At 68.2% G+C, this 18033-nt stretch carries 11 protein-coding genes; 2 read left to right on the top strand and 9 right to left on the bottom strand.

From position 1 onward, the window contains the following. Positions 1 to 33: 33 nt before the first annotated feature. Positions 34 to 1266 carry an FkbM family methyltransferase gene (locus AZC_RS00220; protein WP_043878689.1) on the top strand — a complete coding sequence of 411 codons (1233 nt, stop codon included), beginning with the start codon at positions 34 to 36 and terminating at the stop codon, positions 1264 to 1266. Positions 1267 to 1332: 66 nt separating this feature from the next. On the opposite strand, the gene AZC_RS00215 is transcribed toward AZC_RS00220, so the two are convergent. From AZC_RS00215 to AZC_RS00185, 7 genes are all read right to left on the bottom strand, one after another. Then, positions 1333 to 2043: an ABC transporter ATP-binding protein gene (locus AZC_RS00215; RefSeq protein WP_244421769.1), complete on the bottom strand. Its 711-nt coding sequence runs from the start codon at positions 2041 to 2043 to the stop codon at positions 1333 to 1335. After that, on the bottom strand, positions 2040 to 3290 hold the full coding sequence (locus tag AZC_RS00210) for a WcbD protein (protein WP_012168572.1): 1251 nt from the start codon (positions 3288 to 3290) through the stop codon (positions 2040 to 2042). The genes AZC_RS00215 and AZC_RS00210 overlap by 4 nt, the downstream gene beginning before the upstream one ends. Further along, positions 3287 to 4129 carry an ABC transporter permease gene (locus AZC_RS00205; RefSeq protein ID WP_012168571.1) on the bottom strand — a complete coding sequence of 281 codons (843 nt, stop codon included), beginning with the start codon at positions 4127 to 4129 and terminating at the stop codon, positions 3287 to 3289. Before AZC_RS00205 ends, AZC_RS00210 begins: the two co-directional genes overlap by 4 nt. Beyond that, positions 4126 to 5331 (bottom strand): WcbD protein, encoded by a 1206-nt coding sequence (locus AZC_RS00200; protein WP_012168570.1) that lies wholly within the window; start codon positions 5329 to 5331, stop codon positions 4126 to 4128. Before AZC_RS00200 ends, AZC_RS00205 begins: the two co-directional genes overlap by 4 nt. Before the next feature lie 159 nt (positions 5332 to 5490). Next, entirely contained in the window at positions 5491 to 6255 is a 765-nt protein-coding gene (locus AZC_RS00195) for an SDR family NAD(P)-dependent oxidoreductase (RefSeq protein WP_012168569.1), read from the bottom strand. Between the two features lie 17 nt (positions 6256 to 6272). Continuing rightward, the gene (locus AZC_RS00190; protein WP_012168568.1) at positions 6273 to 7637 is read right to left on the bottom strand and encodes an aminotransferase class I/II-fold pyridoxal phosphate-dependent enzyme; all 1365 of its coding nucleotides are present in this window, start codon (positions 7635 to 7637) and stop codon (positions 6273 to 6275) included. Further along, positions 7634 to 15034, bottom strand: a complete 7401-nt coding sequence (locus AZC_RS00185) for a type I polyketide synthase (RefSeq protein ID WP_012168567.1) — start codon at positions 15032 to 15034, stop codon at positions 7634 to 7636. Before AZC_RS00185 ends, AZC_RS00190 begins: the two co-directional genes overlap by 4 nt. Positions 15035 to 15517: 483 nt before the next feature. On the opposite strand from AZC_RS00185, the gene AZC_RS00180 reads away from it, so the two are divergent. After that, on the top strand, positions 15518 to 16687 hold the full coding sequence (locus AZC_RS00180; protein ID WP_043878687.1) for a polysaccharide biosynthesis/export family protein: 1170 nt from the start codon (positions 15518 to 15520) through the stop codon (positions 16685 to 16687). 48 nt (positions 16688 to 16735) lie between these two features. Here AZC_RS00180 and AZC_RS00175 read toward each other — a convergent pair whose 3' ends face one another. Both AZC_RS00175 and croR read right to left on the bottom strand, forming a co-directional pair. Next, positions 16736 to 17353, bottom strand: a complete 618-nt coding sequence (locus AZC_RS00175) for a glutathione S-transferase family protein (RefSeq protein ID WP_043878686.1) — start codon at positions 17351 to 17353, stop codon at positions 16736 to 16738. A gap of 125 nt (positions 17354 to 17478) precedes the next feature. Continuing rightward, on the bottom strand, positions 17479 to 17949 hold the full coding sequence (gene croR / locus AZC_RS00170) for a 3-hydroxybutyryl-CoA dehydratase (RefSeq protein ID WP_012168564.1): 471 nt from the start codon (positions 17947 to 17949) through the stop codon (positions 17479 to 17481). Positions 17950 to 18033 lie beyond the last annotated feature (84 nt).

Genomic DNA, 18033 nt, shown 5'->3' with positions numbered 1-18033 from the left:
ATGAGTCGCAAAGGTTCCGCCATGAGCCCCGAGATGGTCGAGATACTGCAGCGCCTCTCGCGCCTGAGCGATGCGGTCCAGAAGATCGAGCACATCTACCTAAACACGGAATTCCTGCGGAAACGGGCCGGCACCTATATCGGCGGCAACACGGCGATCACCTATCTCGAGGACGAGACGCCCATCTATGTGAATTCCAACGATTTCGGGCCGCCGGCCAATTTCATCAACGGCGGCATCTATGAAAAAGAAAACCTCGACGTGCTGATGAGCTTCGTCCGGGACGACACCGTCTTTCTGGACATCGGCGCCAACCTTGGCTTCTACAGCCTGAAGGTCGCCCAGCGGAACAAGTTGCATGGAAAGATCCATGCCTTCGAGCCCCATCCGACGCTCGTGCGGCTGGCCCGCGCCAGTTCTTATCTCAACGGCTTCAGCCAACTCGCCGCGGACGATGGCGTCATCGTCGTACACCAGTGCGCGCTCGGCGATACGAACGGGGAGGTGACGCTCGCCTACCCGGATGGACATCTGGGTGGCGGCGGCATGGCGGCCGCGGCGGCGGGCACGACAGCCGTTGTTACCCCTGTGCATCGTCTCGACGACTTCCTGGGGCCGGATTTCACCTTCGATCTCGCGAAGATCGACGTGGAGGGCTTCGAGCTCGAAGTGCTGCGGGGCATGCAGGGCCTCATCGCGCGGTCGCCGAAGGCGGTGCTGCTGTTCGAGAAGCTCGAACGCAACCGCGGCTATGAGGCCGATATCGAGGCCGTGCTGCGCGGCGCCGGACTGCATTTGTTCGGCATCACGGCGGACAGCCTGCTCTTTCCCATCGCCGACGGCGAACTCTCGGCTTATTCAGGCTATGTGGTTGCGTCGCACGATCCGGATATCGAGCGCAACCGCAATCACTTCCGCATCTATCCCCGCCAGTTCCTGGCGAGCGCCGAACGCGTCAAGGAACGCACGCGGGACATGCTCGTCGTGGGCGGTGAGGCCGGCGACATCATTTTCCACGGGCCCTACTGGTATCTGCACCGCGGCATCTATCGCCTGACGCTCGAGGGCACGACCGACGGCATCATCGAGGTCGTCCTCGCGCATCATTTCGGCTATCCGACCACGAGCGTGCTTCTCGGGCCCGACAATCTGACGGCGGACGTGCTGATCGAGACCGACCTGCCGCAGTTTGAACTGGTCTGCCGCCCGAAGAACAACCGGGCGACCGTCAGCCTGAAGAGCATCCGCATCCAGCGCCTGGGGTAGGGCGTCCGGCCCGGCGCCCCCCGGTCCCGGTGGCGGCCGGCGCGCAAGGGACAGGTCGGGCCGACCCTATAGCGAGTCGTAGATGCGCAGGGCGAGTTCCAGGTCCTCGAACACGCGGCCCCGCCCGTTCTTCAGCACCAGCGCCTTCTTGCAGTAATTGCGGATGATGTTGGTGTCATGGCTGACGAGGATCATGGAGCAGTGGGCGCGCTTCACGAACATTTCCTCATGGCACTTGCGCTGGAAGCGCTGGTCGCCGACCGAGATCATCTCGTCCACGAGGAAGCAGTCGAAGTCCACCGCGAGCGACAGGCCGAACATCAGGCGGCTGCGCATGCCCGTGGAATAGGTCTTCACCGGCAGGTTGAGAAGGCGGCCCAGCTCCGCAAACTGGTCCACCCGTGCGACCGCCTCCTGCTCGGGCACGCCATAGAGCCGGGAAATGAAGCGGATATTGTCGAGGCCGCTCATGGTGTGGTCGAAGCCGCCGGCGAAGGCGATGGGCCACGACATGGACATGCCGAACCGCATCTTGCCCTTTGTGGGCTTCTCGACCCCGCCAATGATCTTCATCAGCGTGGACTTGCCCGCACCGTTGCGGCCGAGGATGGCGATCTTCTCGCCCCTGGCGATGTCGAAGCTGATGCCGTCCAGCACCCGCCGGTTGCCGATGGGTGTGTGATATTCCTTGACGATGCCGTCGAGGGAGATGCCGTCCGGAAGCCCGCCGAGAGCGGGTGGCGGCGGCACATCTCCCCGCACCATCAGATCCGTCATGCCTGATGATCCAGCGTGTTGGCGATGAAGCTGCGGGCGATCCAGTAGACGCAAAGCGACAGGAAGGCGACGACGAAAATCGCGAGCAGGCGCTTCGGCTGCAACGCCTGGTCGGGCAGATTCGGCTCCGTCACCTCCTGCAGATAGATGCGTTGCGACTGGGCCTCCTGCCGGGCGCTTTCGAGCGAAGCCGTCGCCACCGCGAGCGCGCGACCCGCGAGATCCCGTTCCAGGATCAGGAGCTCGTAGCCCTGGAGCTTGCTGGCGATGGAATCCGCACCGCCCACCACATTCTTCTGCTGCTTCTGCATCTCCGTCCGGTAGGCGGCGATGCGTTCCCGCAGGGGCGTGATGGCCGGGCTGTCCGGCGCCATCGCCATCTGCTGCGAGAGGGTCGCTTCCAGGCGGGAGATTTCCGTCGTCATCTTGCCGAGGATCGCCAGCGACTGGGTGGACTCCTTTTCCGGGTCCACCACGAGTTGGCTGTTGCGGTAGGCGGCGAGGCGCGCCTCGACGTCGGACAGGCGAAGCTGGGTCTCCTTCACCATGCTTTCCGAGAACTTGACCGCGTCCTCGTTGGAACGAAGGTTGAGCTTGTTGACGAACTTCTCGCCCGCGGCGATCAGGGCCTTGGCCACCGCCTGGGCGTCATCGGCCCGATAGGCCCGCACAACCAGGGTAGAAATGCCGGTGCCGCCGTCCGGCACCACATCCACCATCCGGCGGTAGGCGCGGTAGAACTGCTCCTCATTCTCCTTGCCGAACCAGCTCGGATAGCGGTTGAACATGTCCGCTTCAGACCGGTCCATCACGTCCCGCAGACCGGCTGTCTTGGCCAGCTCCGCAGCCGCATCGCGGGACAGCATGTATTCGGAGACGGCATAGGTCTCGTCCGCCGCGCGGGACATGGAATCCCCCGGCATCATGGCCGAAAGGCTCCCGGCGACGCTGCGCGCGGACGCGCGGACGAGGAACTTGGCCTCGGACGTGTAGATGTCCGACGCGATCAGCCCGAAATAGAGCAGCGCGGCGAACACCGGCAGGACGAAGAGGCCGAGGAAGAGCCCATGCCGACGCCACCAAGGCTGCACGGCAACGTGCGGGCGGCCCTCGGCGCCAACGTGCTGCGGCAGCGCTTCGGGCGCGATGGGAACCAGCTCGATATGCCGCTGGGGCGCAATCCGCGGCACTGCCGGTTCGGCAACGGCGCGGTCCTCGGAATTACTGGTCTGGACAGGCTGACTCATTGCACGTGCACATGTTTTTCAGCCGCGCGCACCATGGCCAGACCGACAGCGGTGAGGATGGTGCAGACGAGGCTCATGTAGCCGAAGCTGAACTTGGCGCCGACCATGTCGCCGAACAGCCCGCCCCGGAACATTTCGAACGGATGCACCAGCGGCGACCAGACCAGAACTGCCTGCGCCTTTTCCGGCATCCATTCCAGCATGTAGAAGGCGCCCGTCGCCGGAATGCTCACATACATGACGGGCGGGATAAACCGGCTCACGGCTTCGCTGAATTCCGACAACGCGGCGATGATCATCCCGAAACCGAGGCCAAGCCACGTGATCATGGCCCAGCCGCCGAGCAGCAGCAGCGGGTCGTGAATGGGCGGAACGAGATCGGCCATATAAAGCGGAATGTAGGCGATGAAGAAAGCCGACAGCCCGCCGAGGCTTTCCAGGATCACGTTGCCGCACAGATTGTCGAGCATGCGCACGTTGCGATGGAACATCAGGCCGGCGCCGTGGCCCATTGCGTGCGCCATGTGCCCGACGATATGGCGCCAGAGGGTGAGCATGGTGTAGCCGGTCAGAACGAACGGCACGAGCCCAACGCCATGCCCGTGGTCCATTCCCGCCATGGACCACATCGCCATGACGCCGCATGTCATCAGCAGCGGCTCGCCCATCAACCAGAAGAAGCCGAGGTTCTCATGGCCGTAGCGGGACAAAGCGCCCCGCAGCATCAGGGCCATAACCACGCGGGTCTGCACCAGGAAGGCAGCGCCGAAGGGGCGGCGCGTGCCGGTCTCCGGCTGTGGCACCTCGGCGAACGCGCGCAGCCTTTCGACCAGCGTCATTGCGTGTGCTCCCCGTAGCCGACGGACACGATCCAGATGACCGCAAAGATGGCGAAGCCGAACACGAGAACGGCCATCACCGACCGGAACCGCCTGGGCTCCGTGGATTCATCCGGCAGGTTGGGCTCCACCACCTCTTCCACATAGATGTGCTGGCGGCGCGCTTCCTGGCGGGCCACGTCAAGCGCGTTCATGGCGTTGGAGAGGCTCTTGTCCGCCAGGTCGCGCCGCAGGGCGAGTTGCTCATAGGTGGCGATCTTGTTAGCCAGCGAATTGTCGCCGCCCGCCATCTTGGCCCGCTCCACCCGGACGCGTTCCTCCAGTGCTGCGATCTTGGCGCGCTGGGTGGGGATCTGGGGACTGTTGGGCGATGTCGTCAGCATCTGCTTCAGCTCGGCCTGCGCGAAGGACAGGTCGGTGGAGAGATTGCCGATGGTCTCGATGAGCGAGAAGGTGGATTTGGAGGGATCGACGATGATCTCCTTGTTGCGGAAGGCGGTGAGTTCGCCCTGCGCCTTGATCACCGTCTCCATGGCGAAATTCACCTCGCGCTGCGCCGAGCCCATGGCATCGCGCTGCGCGCGCTCGTTCATGCGGTTGACCATGCCTTCCGCAAGCTTGAGCAGCGTTTTCGACAGGAGCAGGGAATCCTCCGGCCGAAAGGTCACTACCTTCAGCTCCAGGATGCCCTTGGTGCTGTCCTCCACCACCGAGACGCGGTTTGAGAAATAGTCAAAGAGGGACTCGGTCGTGTCCCGCCGCCAGAAATAGGGATAGCTGGACCACCAGTCCGCTTCCGGGCGCTGGAAGATGGCCTTCACATCCACGCCCGCGTCGATGACGCCCTGCAGGGCATCGCGCGATTGCAGATATTGCTGGATCACGTTGGCATCATCCACCGTCTTGGAGATGCCGAAGGTGCGGAACAGCATGTCGAGGCCGGTGGCCCGCTGCGAGGAGACGCTGCGGACGATGAACTTGACCTCGGAGACATAGCGGGGCGCTGCCAGGAGCCCGTAGAACACCGTCGCGAGAAGGGTCGGCGCCACCACGAGCAGGCAGAAACCGATGCGCGCCAGATGCTTGCGCCAGGTGAGAGCCGCCAGATAAGCCTCGGCCGCGCGACCCACCCCCGGCGGCGGCTTCGCACCGGACAGGAGGTTGGTCACGATCGCCGGCAGGGATCGTTCTGTCACGCTCATCCTTCAGCCTGTCTCCGCCGGCACCTGCCGCCTTTTTAGCAGATTGATGCACCGCCCGCACGCGAGGGCGGGACGGTGGCCAATCCCATGGGATTGCAGCAATCTTGAGGACAGACCCTTTCCGTTTCGGAAATCTCCTGCCGCTCCGGATCGAATTCCCTACCCGCCCACGCGAAAGCGCAGCCCTTTCATTCCGAGGCGCCGGACAAAGGCCGGAACCAGCAGGGAGAGGCGCGAGCTCCAGTAGAGGGTGAAGGGAAAGCCGGAGACGGCGGCATCACGTTCCAGTGCGCCGAGGATGCGGGCGGCTGCGTCATCGGCGGTGATCTCCCCCGGCCGGTGGCCGAGATGCTGGGCGCTCATGGCGCTCGTCACATAGCCTGGGCAGGCAACACAGACCGAGATGCCCTCCCCGTGCAGCGCCTCGCGCAGGGCAAGGCCGTAGGAGAGGAGGCCCGCCTTGGCGGCGGAATAGGCGGGCGCATCGGGCAAGGGAGCGAAAGCCGCGAGCGAGGCAATCAGCAGCAGCCGGCCCTTCCGCCGCGCCCGCATGCCGGGCAGCACCATGTGCAGGGCATCGACGGTCGCAAGCAGGTTGGTGTCGAGCACCCGATGGGCGGCCGCGCCACTCTCGACGGTCTCGCCATCGCGCCGGCCGTCGAGGATACCGGCATTGGCGATGAAGAGCCCAACCGGCTCGCCCAACCCATCGAGAAACGCTTCAAGCGCAGGCCGGTCGCACACGTCGAGCGCGCCAGTCACGCAAAGCGCGCCGCGGGCGCGGCAGTCCTGAGCCACACTTTCGAGCCGTTCAGCATTGCGGCCGACAAGCGCAAGCGCGGCACCCGGCTTTGCAAGCGCGCGGGCGAGCGCGGCGCCGATGCCGCTGGAAGCGCCGGTGATGACCGTCAGTTCGGCTGCCATGCCCGGCCCTTCCGCCGCTATTTCATCAGATCCGCGACCTTGGCGACGGAAACCCCCTCCGCATCGAGGCGCGCGATCTCCTCGGTGACGGCGGCGACTGCCGTGTCGATGTCCTCCGCAGTATGGGAGGCGGAGATGAAGAAACGCAGACGGGCGGACTTTTCAGGCACGCCGGGCGGGATGATGGGGAAGGCGTTGATGCCCCGCTCCAGCAGGCGGCCCGCCAGCATCACCGTGCGCAGGCTGTCGCCCAGCACCACCGGGCTCACCGCATAGCCCCAGCTGTCGCCCGTATCGAGCCCGGCGGCGCGGGCCTTCTCCAGGAAGCGCTGGCCGTTGGCCTGAAGCCGCGCCACCCGCTCGGGCTCGCGCCGCATGATGCGCAGCGCGGTCATGGAGCCGATGGAGGTGGTTGCCGGCAGGCCCACGGAATAGACCATGCCGGGCGCCTGAAACTTCAGATAGGTGATGAGATCGGACGAGCCGGCGATATAGCCGCCGCAGCCCACCAGCGTCTTGGACAACGTGCCCATCCAGATGTCGACGCCGCGCGGATCGACGCCCTGATGCTCGAAGATGCCGCGCCCGGTGGCGCCGAGCACGCCCAGCGAATGGGCTTCGTCCATCATAAGCCACGCGCCCCAGCGGGTCTTGATGTCCACGAGGCGGGCGAGGTCCGGCCCGTCGCCATCCATGGAGAACAGGCCCTCGGTCACGATCAGGCAGCGCTCGTGCTTGTCGCGGGCGGTCTCGAGAATGGTTTCCAGAGCGTCGAGATCGTTGTGCGGGAAGATGCGGCGGTTGGCCTTGGAGAGCTCGGCTCCGACAACGATGGAATTGTGCGCCAGCGCGTCATGGATCACGAGATCCTTGGGCGTCAGCAGGGCCGCGATGGTGGAGACGTTGGTGGCATGACCGCCGACGAATACGAGCGCGTCCTCGGTCTCGTACAGCGCGGCCAGCTCCGCCTCGAACTGCTGGTGGAAGGGCCGCTCGCCCGCCGTCAGGCGGCTGGCCGAGACGCTGGTGCCCCATTCGGCGGCCGCTTCCGCCACCGCCGCCGTGATCTCGGGATGGCCGTTGAGGCCGAGATAGTCATAAGAAGCGAAGTTGATCACCGGCCGGTTGCCGATGATGGACTGCGCCCCCGCCCGCGTGGCGTGGGTCTGGTAGAAGGGATTGCTGAGGCCGAGCAGATCCGCCGCCGCGCGCTGGGTCTTCAGCATCTTGAAGCCCGGCAGCGTCTCGAACGAAACATCCCGCACCGGCGCCGCCACGGCCGCCGTGCGCGCCGGCTGGGGCGCGGCGGTACGGCGCATGGAGGAGAGGAAGGCGCTGCGCTCGGTGTCGGAGAGACGACCCGCGTCCGCTTTCTTCGTCACATCACCCTCGTCACTTGGTCGCGGCGGCTGGCGAGGCGCTCGCCCACGTCGGAGAAGTCGGCCTCGTCACCGCCATGCATGGAGATGAGCCGGCGGTCGTCGGCGTCGATCTCTTCCGCCGCCTGCGGCGCGCGCAGCGATTGCAGGAGGCGCCGGCTCAGTTCCCGCACATTGGGAACGGAAGTGATGGCGACGAGCGGGAGATTGACCCCGAACTCGTGCTCGATGCTCATGCTGAGTTCGAGCGCCATCAGCGAATCCATGCCCATTTCGGCGAAGGGCCGGTCGAGATCCACGTCCTGGGCGGAGAGGCGCAGGATGCGGGCGATGCGGGCGGCGATGAGTTCGCCCAGCACCTTCTGGGCCTCGGTGTCGCTCTTGCCGGCGAGCAGGCTCGCCAGATCCAGCTCCACCGCCTCGCCCGCGCCGCCCTCTTCCGCGAACACCTCGGCGAAGGCGGGTGTCGAGAGAATGGGCAGGTCGCGCATCAGGCCCGCGCGCTGCCAGCGCGCGCAATAGACCACCGGTTCGGTCAAGGCGTCGCCCGCTGCCAGCAGCCGGCCGAGCCGGCCGAGGGCCTCGGCGGAGGCCATGCCGGTCATGCCGGTGATGCGCTCCAGCTGCTCCGCCGTGGACTGGTCGCGGGTCAGCACGCCTGCATCCGCAATGGCCCCCCAGCCCACCGCGAGCGCGGGCAGGCCTTCGGCGCGGCGGCGGCGGGCAAGGCCCTCCAGATAGGCATTGGCCGCCACATAGGCACCCTGCCCCGGATTGCCGATCAGTGCCGAGACGGAGGAGAACATCACGAACTGGCGCACCGGCTGGCCGCGGGTCGCGGCGTCGAGATGCCGGGCTCCGTCCACCTTGGGCGCGAGCACCCGGTCGAGGGCGTCGGCGTCGATGGTCCGGATCAGGCCGTCCTGAAGCACCATGGCCGTGTGGTAGACGCCGCCGATGGGACCGTGGGCAGCCGCCACACGCGCGATCAGCGCGTCCACGGACGCCCGGTCGCTGGCATCAACCCGCTCCACCGCGAAGGTCACGCCGCGCTGGCGCAGGGTCTCCACGCGGGCAATGTCCTTCTCCTCCAGCGCGCCGCGCCGGGACGCGACGACGATGGTGCGCGCACCCTGATCCGCGAGCCACAGCGCCGTCTCAAGGCCAAAGCCACCGGCGCCGCCCACCACAAGCTGCACGCCCTCGGGCGCGAAGGCGGCGGATGCCGTAGCCGGGGCACGCACCTCGGCCGGAGCCGGCGGGCGCACCACGATCTTGCCCACGTGGCCAGCCGACTGCATGAGCCGGAAGGCCTCGCCGATGCCATCGGCCCCGAAGGCGCGATAGGGCAGCGGGGCATAGTCGCCGCGCTCGAAGCCGCGCGCGAGATCCTTCAGGCCCTTGGCGACGAGCTTCGGGTCATGGGCCAGCAACTGGTCGAGATCGACGCCGAAATAAGTGAGGTTGCGGCGGAAGGGGCGCAGGCCCAGCTCGGTATTGGCGACATAGTCGCGCTTGCCCAGCTCCACGAAGCGCCCGAAGGGCTTCAGGCACTTGAGGCTGGCGCGCATGGCCTCGCCGCTCAGGCTGTTCAGCACCACATCCACGCCGCCATGGGCGGTGCGGATGGCGTCCGCGAAGGCCAGGGAGCGCGAATCATGCACCTCCTGCGCACCGAACAGCTCCACCAGTGCCCTCTTGTCGGGCGTGGACACGGTGGCGATGACGCGGGCGCCCCGCGCCTTGGCGATCTGGATGGCCGCAAGGCCGACGCCGCCCGCCGCGCCATGGATGAGCACGCTGTCGCCGCGCTTCAGCCTGGCCAGTTCCACGAGGCCATACCAAGCGGTGAGGAAGGCGACGGGAATGCTCGCCGCGCTCTCCGCCGTGGTGCCGGCCGGCAGCGGCATGAACACACGGCGCGGCGCCGTCACATGGCTGGAGAAGGCGTTGCTGGCAAAGCCCACCACCTCGTCACCCGGCTTGAGGTCGGTCACGCCCGCGCCCACGCGGGCCACCCGGCCCGCGCATTCAAAGCCGAACACAGCGCCCGCCATGCCGTCATCCAGCACGTCGTCGTCCAGCAGGCCCATGGCCAGCATCACGTCGCGGAAATTGAGGCCGGCGGCCTCGACTTCCACTTCCACGTCCATGCGGCCCGGCGCCGTGCGCGGCTTCTGCCCCCAGGCGAAATGATCGAGCGCGCCGCGACGAGGGAAGTGCAGCGTCAGGCCTGCCTCATCCGGCAAAGCTTCGGTGGCCTGCGGCACGCCCCGCCGCACGCGGAGCACCTCGGCGCCCTCGGCGTCGAACAGAACTTCCCGCTCCGTGCCCGGCGCGGCAATGAGGCCCGCCACGCGGGCAGCGGCATCCGCCTCCGGCAGGCCCGGCGCGACGTCCACGAGGCGGATGTCCACGTCCGCATATTCATTGGTGGCGACACGGGCAAAGCCCCAGAGGGCATCGGCCACGGGATCGAGCGGGGCGGTATGGGCGCCGCGCACCACCACCCACAGGCGGGGCTTCGCCGCCCCTTCCGGCTGGTCGGCCAGCAGGCGGGCAAGGCGCAGCACGCCGTCCTCGATGCGGGCACGGTCGTTCGCCCCTGCCCCGTCCGCCAGCAGCACGAGGTCCGCATCGCTGGGCGCAAGGCTAGCGGCGACATCCGCCTGTTCCAGCACCACGCCCCGCGCGGCGAAAGCGCCCGCGAGTGCATTGGCCAGCAGGCTAGCGTCGGATTCAAGGAGACGCACGGTGCGCCCAGTGGCAGCCCCGGCCTCGACGTCCGGCGCCTCCGCCACAAGGAGCGTGCCGCCATCGGCCAGTTCCACGCTCTCCACCCGGCGGCAGCCGGCGGCGAGGAGGCCGGAGCGGGTCTCGTCCGTGGACGGCATCCGGCCGACGGGGAAGGCGGGATCGGCGGAGCGGGCGAACCAGTCCGGCTCGGTGCCGAGCAGGAAGTCCACCACCGCATCCGGTGCGGGCTGGGCGACGGCCAGCGCGCCGCCCGCCTTCACCTGTACGGCGAGGCGGCCGAGCAGGGTGGCGCTGTCCTCGCCGCTGAGCCGCCAGCCGGCGACGAGCGCGAGATCGAAGCCGGCTGGCACGCCCTCGGCGGCGTCCAGCAGCAGCATTTCCACCGGCACGCTCGCCGGAAGGCGGCGCTCCAGACGCTCCAGCCGGGCGGCATCAAGGCCGCCGACCGTGAGCCGGACGCGACCGGACCGGGCGAGCGGCAGCAGGGCCGCCACGAGGCCCCGCCCATCGGGCTCGGCAATGAGGATGCGCGGCGTCTCGTCCTTGGCCACCGCCTCGGCGGCGCGTACCAGCGCTTCGGCGGCGGAGCTGAGGAGCGCGCTCTGGGCGGCGAATTGCTCCAGCACCTCGGGGCGGTGAGCGACCGGGGTGCCGGTGGCGAGGAATTCGTCCAGCGCCCCGGCCATGCGGGTCGCCAGCAGCAGGTCGGCGGAGGCGCCGGCATAGTCGGCCGCCAGCGTGCGCAGGATGCGCGCGGGCTCGGGCAGGCCGCTGTCGGGCGCGAGGCGCACGCCCTCGCCGTCCACCGTCGCCAGTTCCGCGAGGATCAGTTCCTCGGCCAGCATGGCGGCATAGGCGCGGGCCGGGGCCGCGAGGCGGCCGGTGAGGGCCAGCGCCTGCCAGTCGATGAAGCCGTCCGCATCGGCCAGCCGGCTGAGGCTGCGGTGGGCAGCGGCGCGCAGCACGGCGCGCAGCATCAGCGGGGCGTCGGAGGGGGTGGGCAGGTCAACGGCCTTCACGCCCGCCAGCACCTCGCCCACCACATCGCGCACGGCACCACTGCGGGCAGTGCGGTGGCGCTCCACATAAAGGAAGCCGTCATCGGGATCGGTGCGCGAGAGCACCACCGATTTCAGCAGCGCGTCCTCCACCTCGGCCACCACCGCGCCATCCGCATCCTTGAGCAGGATGTGAACCTTCAGCGAATGGTCCGTGTGCCGGTCCACGGTGATGGTGGCGGCGGTGACGACGGGATGGTCGCGGAACAGCGCAAGCCGCCCGAGCCGGATCGGCAGATAGGTGCGCCGGACGCCCGGCTCCATCACGATGAGCAGGAACAGGCCGTGGAGCGCGGCATCGAGGCTCGCCGGATGCAGAAGCTGCGGGCGGGTGAAGGCGCCGGTGCCGGCGTCCGCCGGCTTCAGTTCCACCTCGATGGTCTTGGCGTCCCGCTTGATGGACTTCGCCAGCCGGAAGGCCGGACCATAGCCGAGGCCGCAGGCCTCGGTGCGGGCATAAATCTCCTCCGCCGTGGCGCGGATCAGGCGGCCACGGGGCTTTGCCGGCGTGCGCGGCGCATGGGCCACGTCCACCAGACGGCCGCGGGCGTGCAGCGTCCATTCGTCGGCGCCGAAGCGCGGGCGGCTGAACAATTCCACATCGCCGGTCGCCGCCGCATAGCGCACGGATATCTCGCGCATGGCCTGCGGCGCCAGCACGAGGGGCTGGAAGATGTCGCAGTCCTCGACGCCCAGAGGCCCCTCGGGCCGAAGCTCGCGGGCCACCGCCAGCACCATCTCGACGATGGCGGCGCCGGGCACCACTACCTCGCCGCCCACCACATGGTCGGCGAGATAGGGCACCACCTCATAATCGAGGAAGGTGCGCCATTCGGGCATGCCTTCCGCCAGCCGGCCGCCGATCAGCGGATGGCGCGGGGCCGCGCCGCCGAACAGGTCGAGCGCCGCCGTGGTGCCCTGGAAATGATAGGTCGTGCGCTGCCAGGGATAGGAGGGCAGCGGCAGGGTGCGGTCCACCGCGCCCCCAGGCGCGGGCGGCAGCGGGGCGCCATTGGCGCGAGCGTTGGCCACCACCCAAAGCACGGGGTCGCGGCGCGGCTCGCGGTCGTCCGCTTCCGTGAAGCTCGGCAGGACAGCGGCCACCGCGCCCTTTTCCTTCAGCGTCTCGGTGATGGGCGAGGTGAGGATGGGGCGCGGGCCCATCTCCACGAACAGGGTCGCGCCCATGCCCGCCGCCGCCTCGATGGCGTCGCGGAAGAGCACGGGGGCACGCACGTTGCGCCACCAGTAATCCTCGCCCAGCAGATCGGCCCCGATGGGCGCGCCGGTGACGGTGGAGATCATCGCCGTCGTCGCCGGCCGGGCGCGGACGCTGCCGGCGGCGGTGCGGAAGGCCGTTTCCGTGTCGTCGAGGAAGCGGGAATGGAAGGGATATTCCATGTCCAGCGTGCGGCTGGCGATGCGCTGGCGGCGCGCTTCCTTAGTGGCGCGCTTCAGCGCGTCCGTGGCACCGGAGAGGGTGATGGAGGCCGGGCCGTTGTCGGCGGCGATCTCAAGTTCCTCGCGGCCGAAGCCGTCGAGGAAGGTTTCCATGCGCTCGCGCGTCGCCGCGAACACCGCCATGAGGCCGCGCCCGCGCGCGCCTTCCTGGCTGGTGGCGCGGGCGTGGATGATACGCGCCGCCTGAAGCAGGTCGATGGCCCCGGCCGCTTCCGCCGCCGCCACCTCGCCGATGCTGTGACCCAGAACCATGTCCGGCTTCAGCCCCTCGGCCACCAGAGCGGCGGAGAGCGCCGCCTGGACAGCGAACATGAGCGGCTGGATGACGGACGCCAGACCGATGCGCGCGTCGAGATCGGAGGCGAACATGTCCTCCTTCACGCCGCCGGCGCCGATGGCCTTGAAGGCGGCGTCGATCTCGTCGAAGCGCTGGCGGAAGGCGGCATTGCGCAGATAAGCGGTGCGACCCATGCCCACCGCCTGGGCGCCATTGCCGGAATAGACGAAGCACACCTTGGGCGCGCCGGCCGGGGCGGCGCCCGTGGCCACGGCCTTCGAGGTGCCGGTCTCGGCCAGTTCCTTCAAGCCAGCCGCCACCACGTCCGCCGCGTCCAACACGGCGACAGCACGGTAGCGCTGCGTCTCACGGCCGCCAGCAACGGCGGCGGCGAGGCGCTCGGGGTCGATCCCGTTCGAGAGCGCATCCGCATAGGCGCCGGCGGCGGCGCGCAGGGCGTCGGCCGTGGCGGCGGAGATCACCAGATGCTGCGGCGCTTCCGCCTGCGGCTCGGCCTTGGGCACGACCGCAGGCGCGCTCGCAAGAATGATATGCGCATTGGTGCCGCCGAAGCCGAAGGACGACACGCCCGCATGAAGCACCGGCGCGGCGGGGTCGAGCGCCACCGCCTCTCGAACCGGGAGAAGGTTGAGGTCCGCGAAATCGATGAGCGGGTTCAGTTCATCGAGGTGCAGCGAGGGCGGCAGCTCGCGCGTCTCCAGCGCCTGCACCGCCTTGAGGATGCCCGCCACACCCGAGGCCGGCTCCAGATGGCCGATGTTGGACTTCACCGAGCCGATGGGCAGCGGCGCCGCGCGCCCCCGGCCGAGCACGGACCCGATGGCGGTCGCCTCCACCGGATCGCCGATGCGCGTGCCGGTGCCGTGGGCTTCCACGAAGGCAATGTCGTCCGGCCGCAGACGCGCCTCGCCGTAAAGGCGCTCCAGCAGCGCCCGCTGGCCCTCGACGCCCGGCAGCGCGATGCCCGAGGTGCGGCCGTCGGAATTGACGCCACCCGCCACCGCCAGCGCGCGGATGGAACCCGGCGCGGCAAGATCGGACCGCCGCAGCACGAAGGCCACCGCGCCTTCCGAGCGCACATAGCCGTCTCCCGCCGCCGAGAAGGGCCGGCACAGGCCCGTGGGCGAGAGCATGGAGGCGCGGGAGAAGCCGATATAGGAGGCGGGCGTCAGCAGCATGTTGACGCCGGCGACCACCGCCGTGTCGATGCGCCCGGCCTTCAGGTCCGACAGCGCCTGCGCGAAGGCGACGAGCGAGGACGAGCAGGCGGTATCCACCGTGAAGCTCGGCCCGTGCCAGTCGAAGGCATAGGAAATGCGGTTCGACACCACCGAGAGGGTGTTGCCGGTCATGAAGTGGCTCTCGATGGCCGCCGGGTCCGAGGCCAGGAGATTGCCGTGATCGAGGCTGGAGGCGCCCACATAGACGCCGACCTCGGTGCCGGCGAGGCTGGAGGGCGCGATCCGCGCATCTTCCAGCGCCTCCCACACCACCTCCAGCAGCAGGCGCTGCTGCGGGTCCATCTGCGCCGCCTCGCGGGGCGACATGCCGAACACCGTGGGGTCGAAATCGAACGGGGCTTCCAGGAAGCCGCCGGCGAAGGAATAGCTGAAGCCGGGCTCGCTGGCCCGCGGATGCAGGAACCGCTCGACGCTCCAGCGGCCGACCGGTGCCGGCTGCACGGCGCACACGCCATCCTTCAGCAACCGGCGGAAGGCTGCCTCGTTGGGCGCCCCGGGCAGGCGGCAGGCCGCCCCGATGATTGCGGTGCTGGTTGTGCCAGCCGGGTTTTCCCGGAGAGGTCCCTTAAACCGCAATGCGCCCACCCGTCATCAAAGCCACCGAACCCTCGCGCCCCCGCACGGGACGATTCGCGTTATCACAAGGCGTCAGGGGGTGGGTCAATATGAAGCCGAAACCCCGCAAGCTCTGCATTTTGCACCGCACGCCTTGTGGGGACATTAGCCCGAAAACCAGAGATTGTGGATTCGATCAACCCGGCTATCGGCGGATGCACCCGACCTTCCCTAGCGGCATTAGCGCTCTCAAGGCATTACTTTGGTACCAGAAAAGATCGTAACGGGAAGTGGACTTGCACCGCGCCAGCGTCCGGCGGCGCTGTCGGAGGCGGTGGGTCGAGAGCAGCGGGAGGGCACGACCTTCCGTTAACGATGCGCACCTTTTGCCATTGCCCAAAGGTGTGGCAATAGGGAAACAGCGTAGACTGTATCGGCTGGGCGGTGACCGGTCGGGGTTGGTCGCCACAGTGCGCCATGGTATCTGGCGTCGGGATTGGAGACGGAACGTTTATGCGGAAAGTATCTGGTTGGCCGCTTCTGCTTCCCGCCGTGGCCCTGTCCCTTTCCGGCTGCGAATCCCTGCCACAGGTGGGTCCGAACGCGCAGGAAGTCGTCTCCCAGTCCGTCGAACAGAACACGCAGCGCTATGAAGTTGTCGACATCGACAATGCGGTGCTCGACGTGGTGCGCCTGCGCGCGCAGGACACGCTCTATACCAGCTTCGGTCATTCCGGCCCGGCGCGTTCGCCTCTCGTGGGTGTCGGCGACTTTGTGGCCGTGAACATCTGGGAAGCCGGCGCTGGTGGCCTGTTCTCCGCGCCCGTCGTGGCCGGCAGCTTCACCACCGGCTCCAAGACCGCCACCATTCCCGATCAGGTCGTGAAGCCCTCCGGCACCATTTCCATTCCCTATGCGGGCGAAGTGCAGGCCGCGGGCCGCACCACCGAGGCGATCCAGGACGAGATCGTCAAGGCGCTGACCGGCAAGGCGATCCAGCCGCAGGTGCTGGTCACCGTGACCAAGCCCGTGAGCAGCACCGTCACCGTGACCGGCGAAGTGGTGCAGGGCGCCCGCGTCCCGCTCACCGCCAAGGGCGACCGCCTGCTCGACGTGATCGCCACCGCAGGCGGCGTGCGCGCGCCGGTGAACGAGACCTTCATCCAGCTCTCGCGCGGCAACCGCACGGTGCGCGTGTCGATGGAGCGTGTGGTCAGCGATCCGCGCGAGAACGTCTTTATGCAGCCCGGCGACGTGCTCACCGTGGTGCGCGATCCGCAGGTGTTCCTCGCCTATGGCGCGACGGGCGCGAATGCGGAAGTGCCGTTCAACTCCTCGGGCATCACGCTGGCCACCGCCCTCGTCAAGGCCGGCGGCCTGCAGGACAACCGCTCCGATCCGTCGGGCGTGTTCGTGATTCGCTACGAGCCCGAGTTCATCGCCCGCAAGCTGCGTCCCGGCAGCCCGCTGGTGGTGCCTGGCGGCCTGACCCCCGTGGTGTATCGCCTGAACCTGCGTGACACGAACAGCCTGTTCGTGGCCCAGCACTTCCCGATCTTCAATCGCGACGTGATCTACGTGACCAACGCGCCGATCACCGACGTGCAGAAGGCGATGCAGATCTTCGTCCTGGTGTCCTCGCCGGCCACCACGGGCGCCTCGCTCTACACCTCGATGAAGTGAGCCCTGACGGGGCCAGACGCCGGGCAACCGGCCTCTGGCCCGCTCGGCTCAGGTCAGCGGCGTCATGACGGCCGACTGGAACGCCGGCCGCTCGGTGAGGCGCGCATACCAGGCCGCCAGATGCGGCAGTTCCGGACGCTCGATCGGCATGGAAAACCAGCCATAGGCGATGCAGCCGAGCGGAATGTCGCCGATGCCGAGGTCGCGGCCGGAGAGATAGGGCGTCTCGGCGAGGGCCGCATCCGCGAGGGTCATAAGCCGGGCGCACTGCTCGGTGCCGCGTGCCACCTCCGCCATGTTCCGCTGCTCGGGCGGCAGGCGGACCAGGTTCCAGAAGACATCCCGGAACGGCGCGCCGAAGGACAGGGACGCCCAGTCCATCCATTTGTCGGCGCCCGCCCACGCCTTCGCGTCCTTCGGGGCAAAGGGCTCCTGCCCGTATTGGCGGGCGAGATAGCGCACGATGACGTTCGATTCCCACAGCACCAGATCCCCGTCCTTCAGGCAGGGCACAAGACCGTTGGGGTTCATGGCGCGATAGGCCGGCTCGTTGACGAGACCGAACGCGCCGCCGGCATTGACGTGCTCATAGGCGAGGCCGAGCTCGGCCGCGCACCACAGCACCTTGCGAACATTGGTTGAATTTCCGCGACCCCAGATCTGCACGGCGCCCTCCTCGTCTGTCGTGGTCCCGGCCTGCGTGCCAGATCGGCCCGGCGCCCGCAACAGCCGTTCGGCGCCGCGCGAAACCAAGGCGCGCGGCCGCGCATCACGATGACGTTTCGGCTGGGTCAGCCGGCAGCAGGGCGAGCCAGGGGCGAGCGCTCGGTCTCGCTGCGCGGCGGCACCTTCACCCAGGCTTCACCGTCCAGCACCACCTCCTCGCCGACCCGGCAGGTGCAGGCGAGACGGGCGCGGCGCCGCTCGGGGATGAGTTCGGCCACCTCGACCTTCACCTCCACCGTGTCGCCGATCTTCACCGGGGCGCGGAAGTTCAGGGTCTGGGAGATATAGACCGCGCCCGGCCCCGGCAGGCGGGTCCCGAGCACGGCCGAGATGAGGCTCGCCGTATAGAGGCCGTGGGCGATGCGGGTGCCGAAGGGCGTGCGGGCAGCGAAATGCTCGGACAGATGGATGGGATTGCGATCCCCCGTCACCTCGGCGAAGCCCACCACGTCGGAGGAGGCGATGGTCTTCGTGAGGGTCTCGGTCATGCCGGTGGCCAGATCCTCGAAGCACAGAAGGCGAAGCTCGGGGAACATGTCTCTCCCTTCCTGAACATTCGTGCCGCAGCCTTGGGGCCGGGGCGCGCATTAGGCGGCAGGAGACCAACGTTTCAAAGCCGG

The organism is Azorhizobium caulinodans ORS 571, from assembly GCF_000010525.1.
Taxonomy (GTDB): domain Bacteria; phylum Pseudomonadota; class Alphaproteobacteria; order Rhizobiales; family Xanthobacteraceae; genus Azorhizobium; species Azorhizobium caulinodans.
This window is presented reverse-complemented; position numbering and strand designations above follow the sequence as displayed.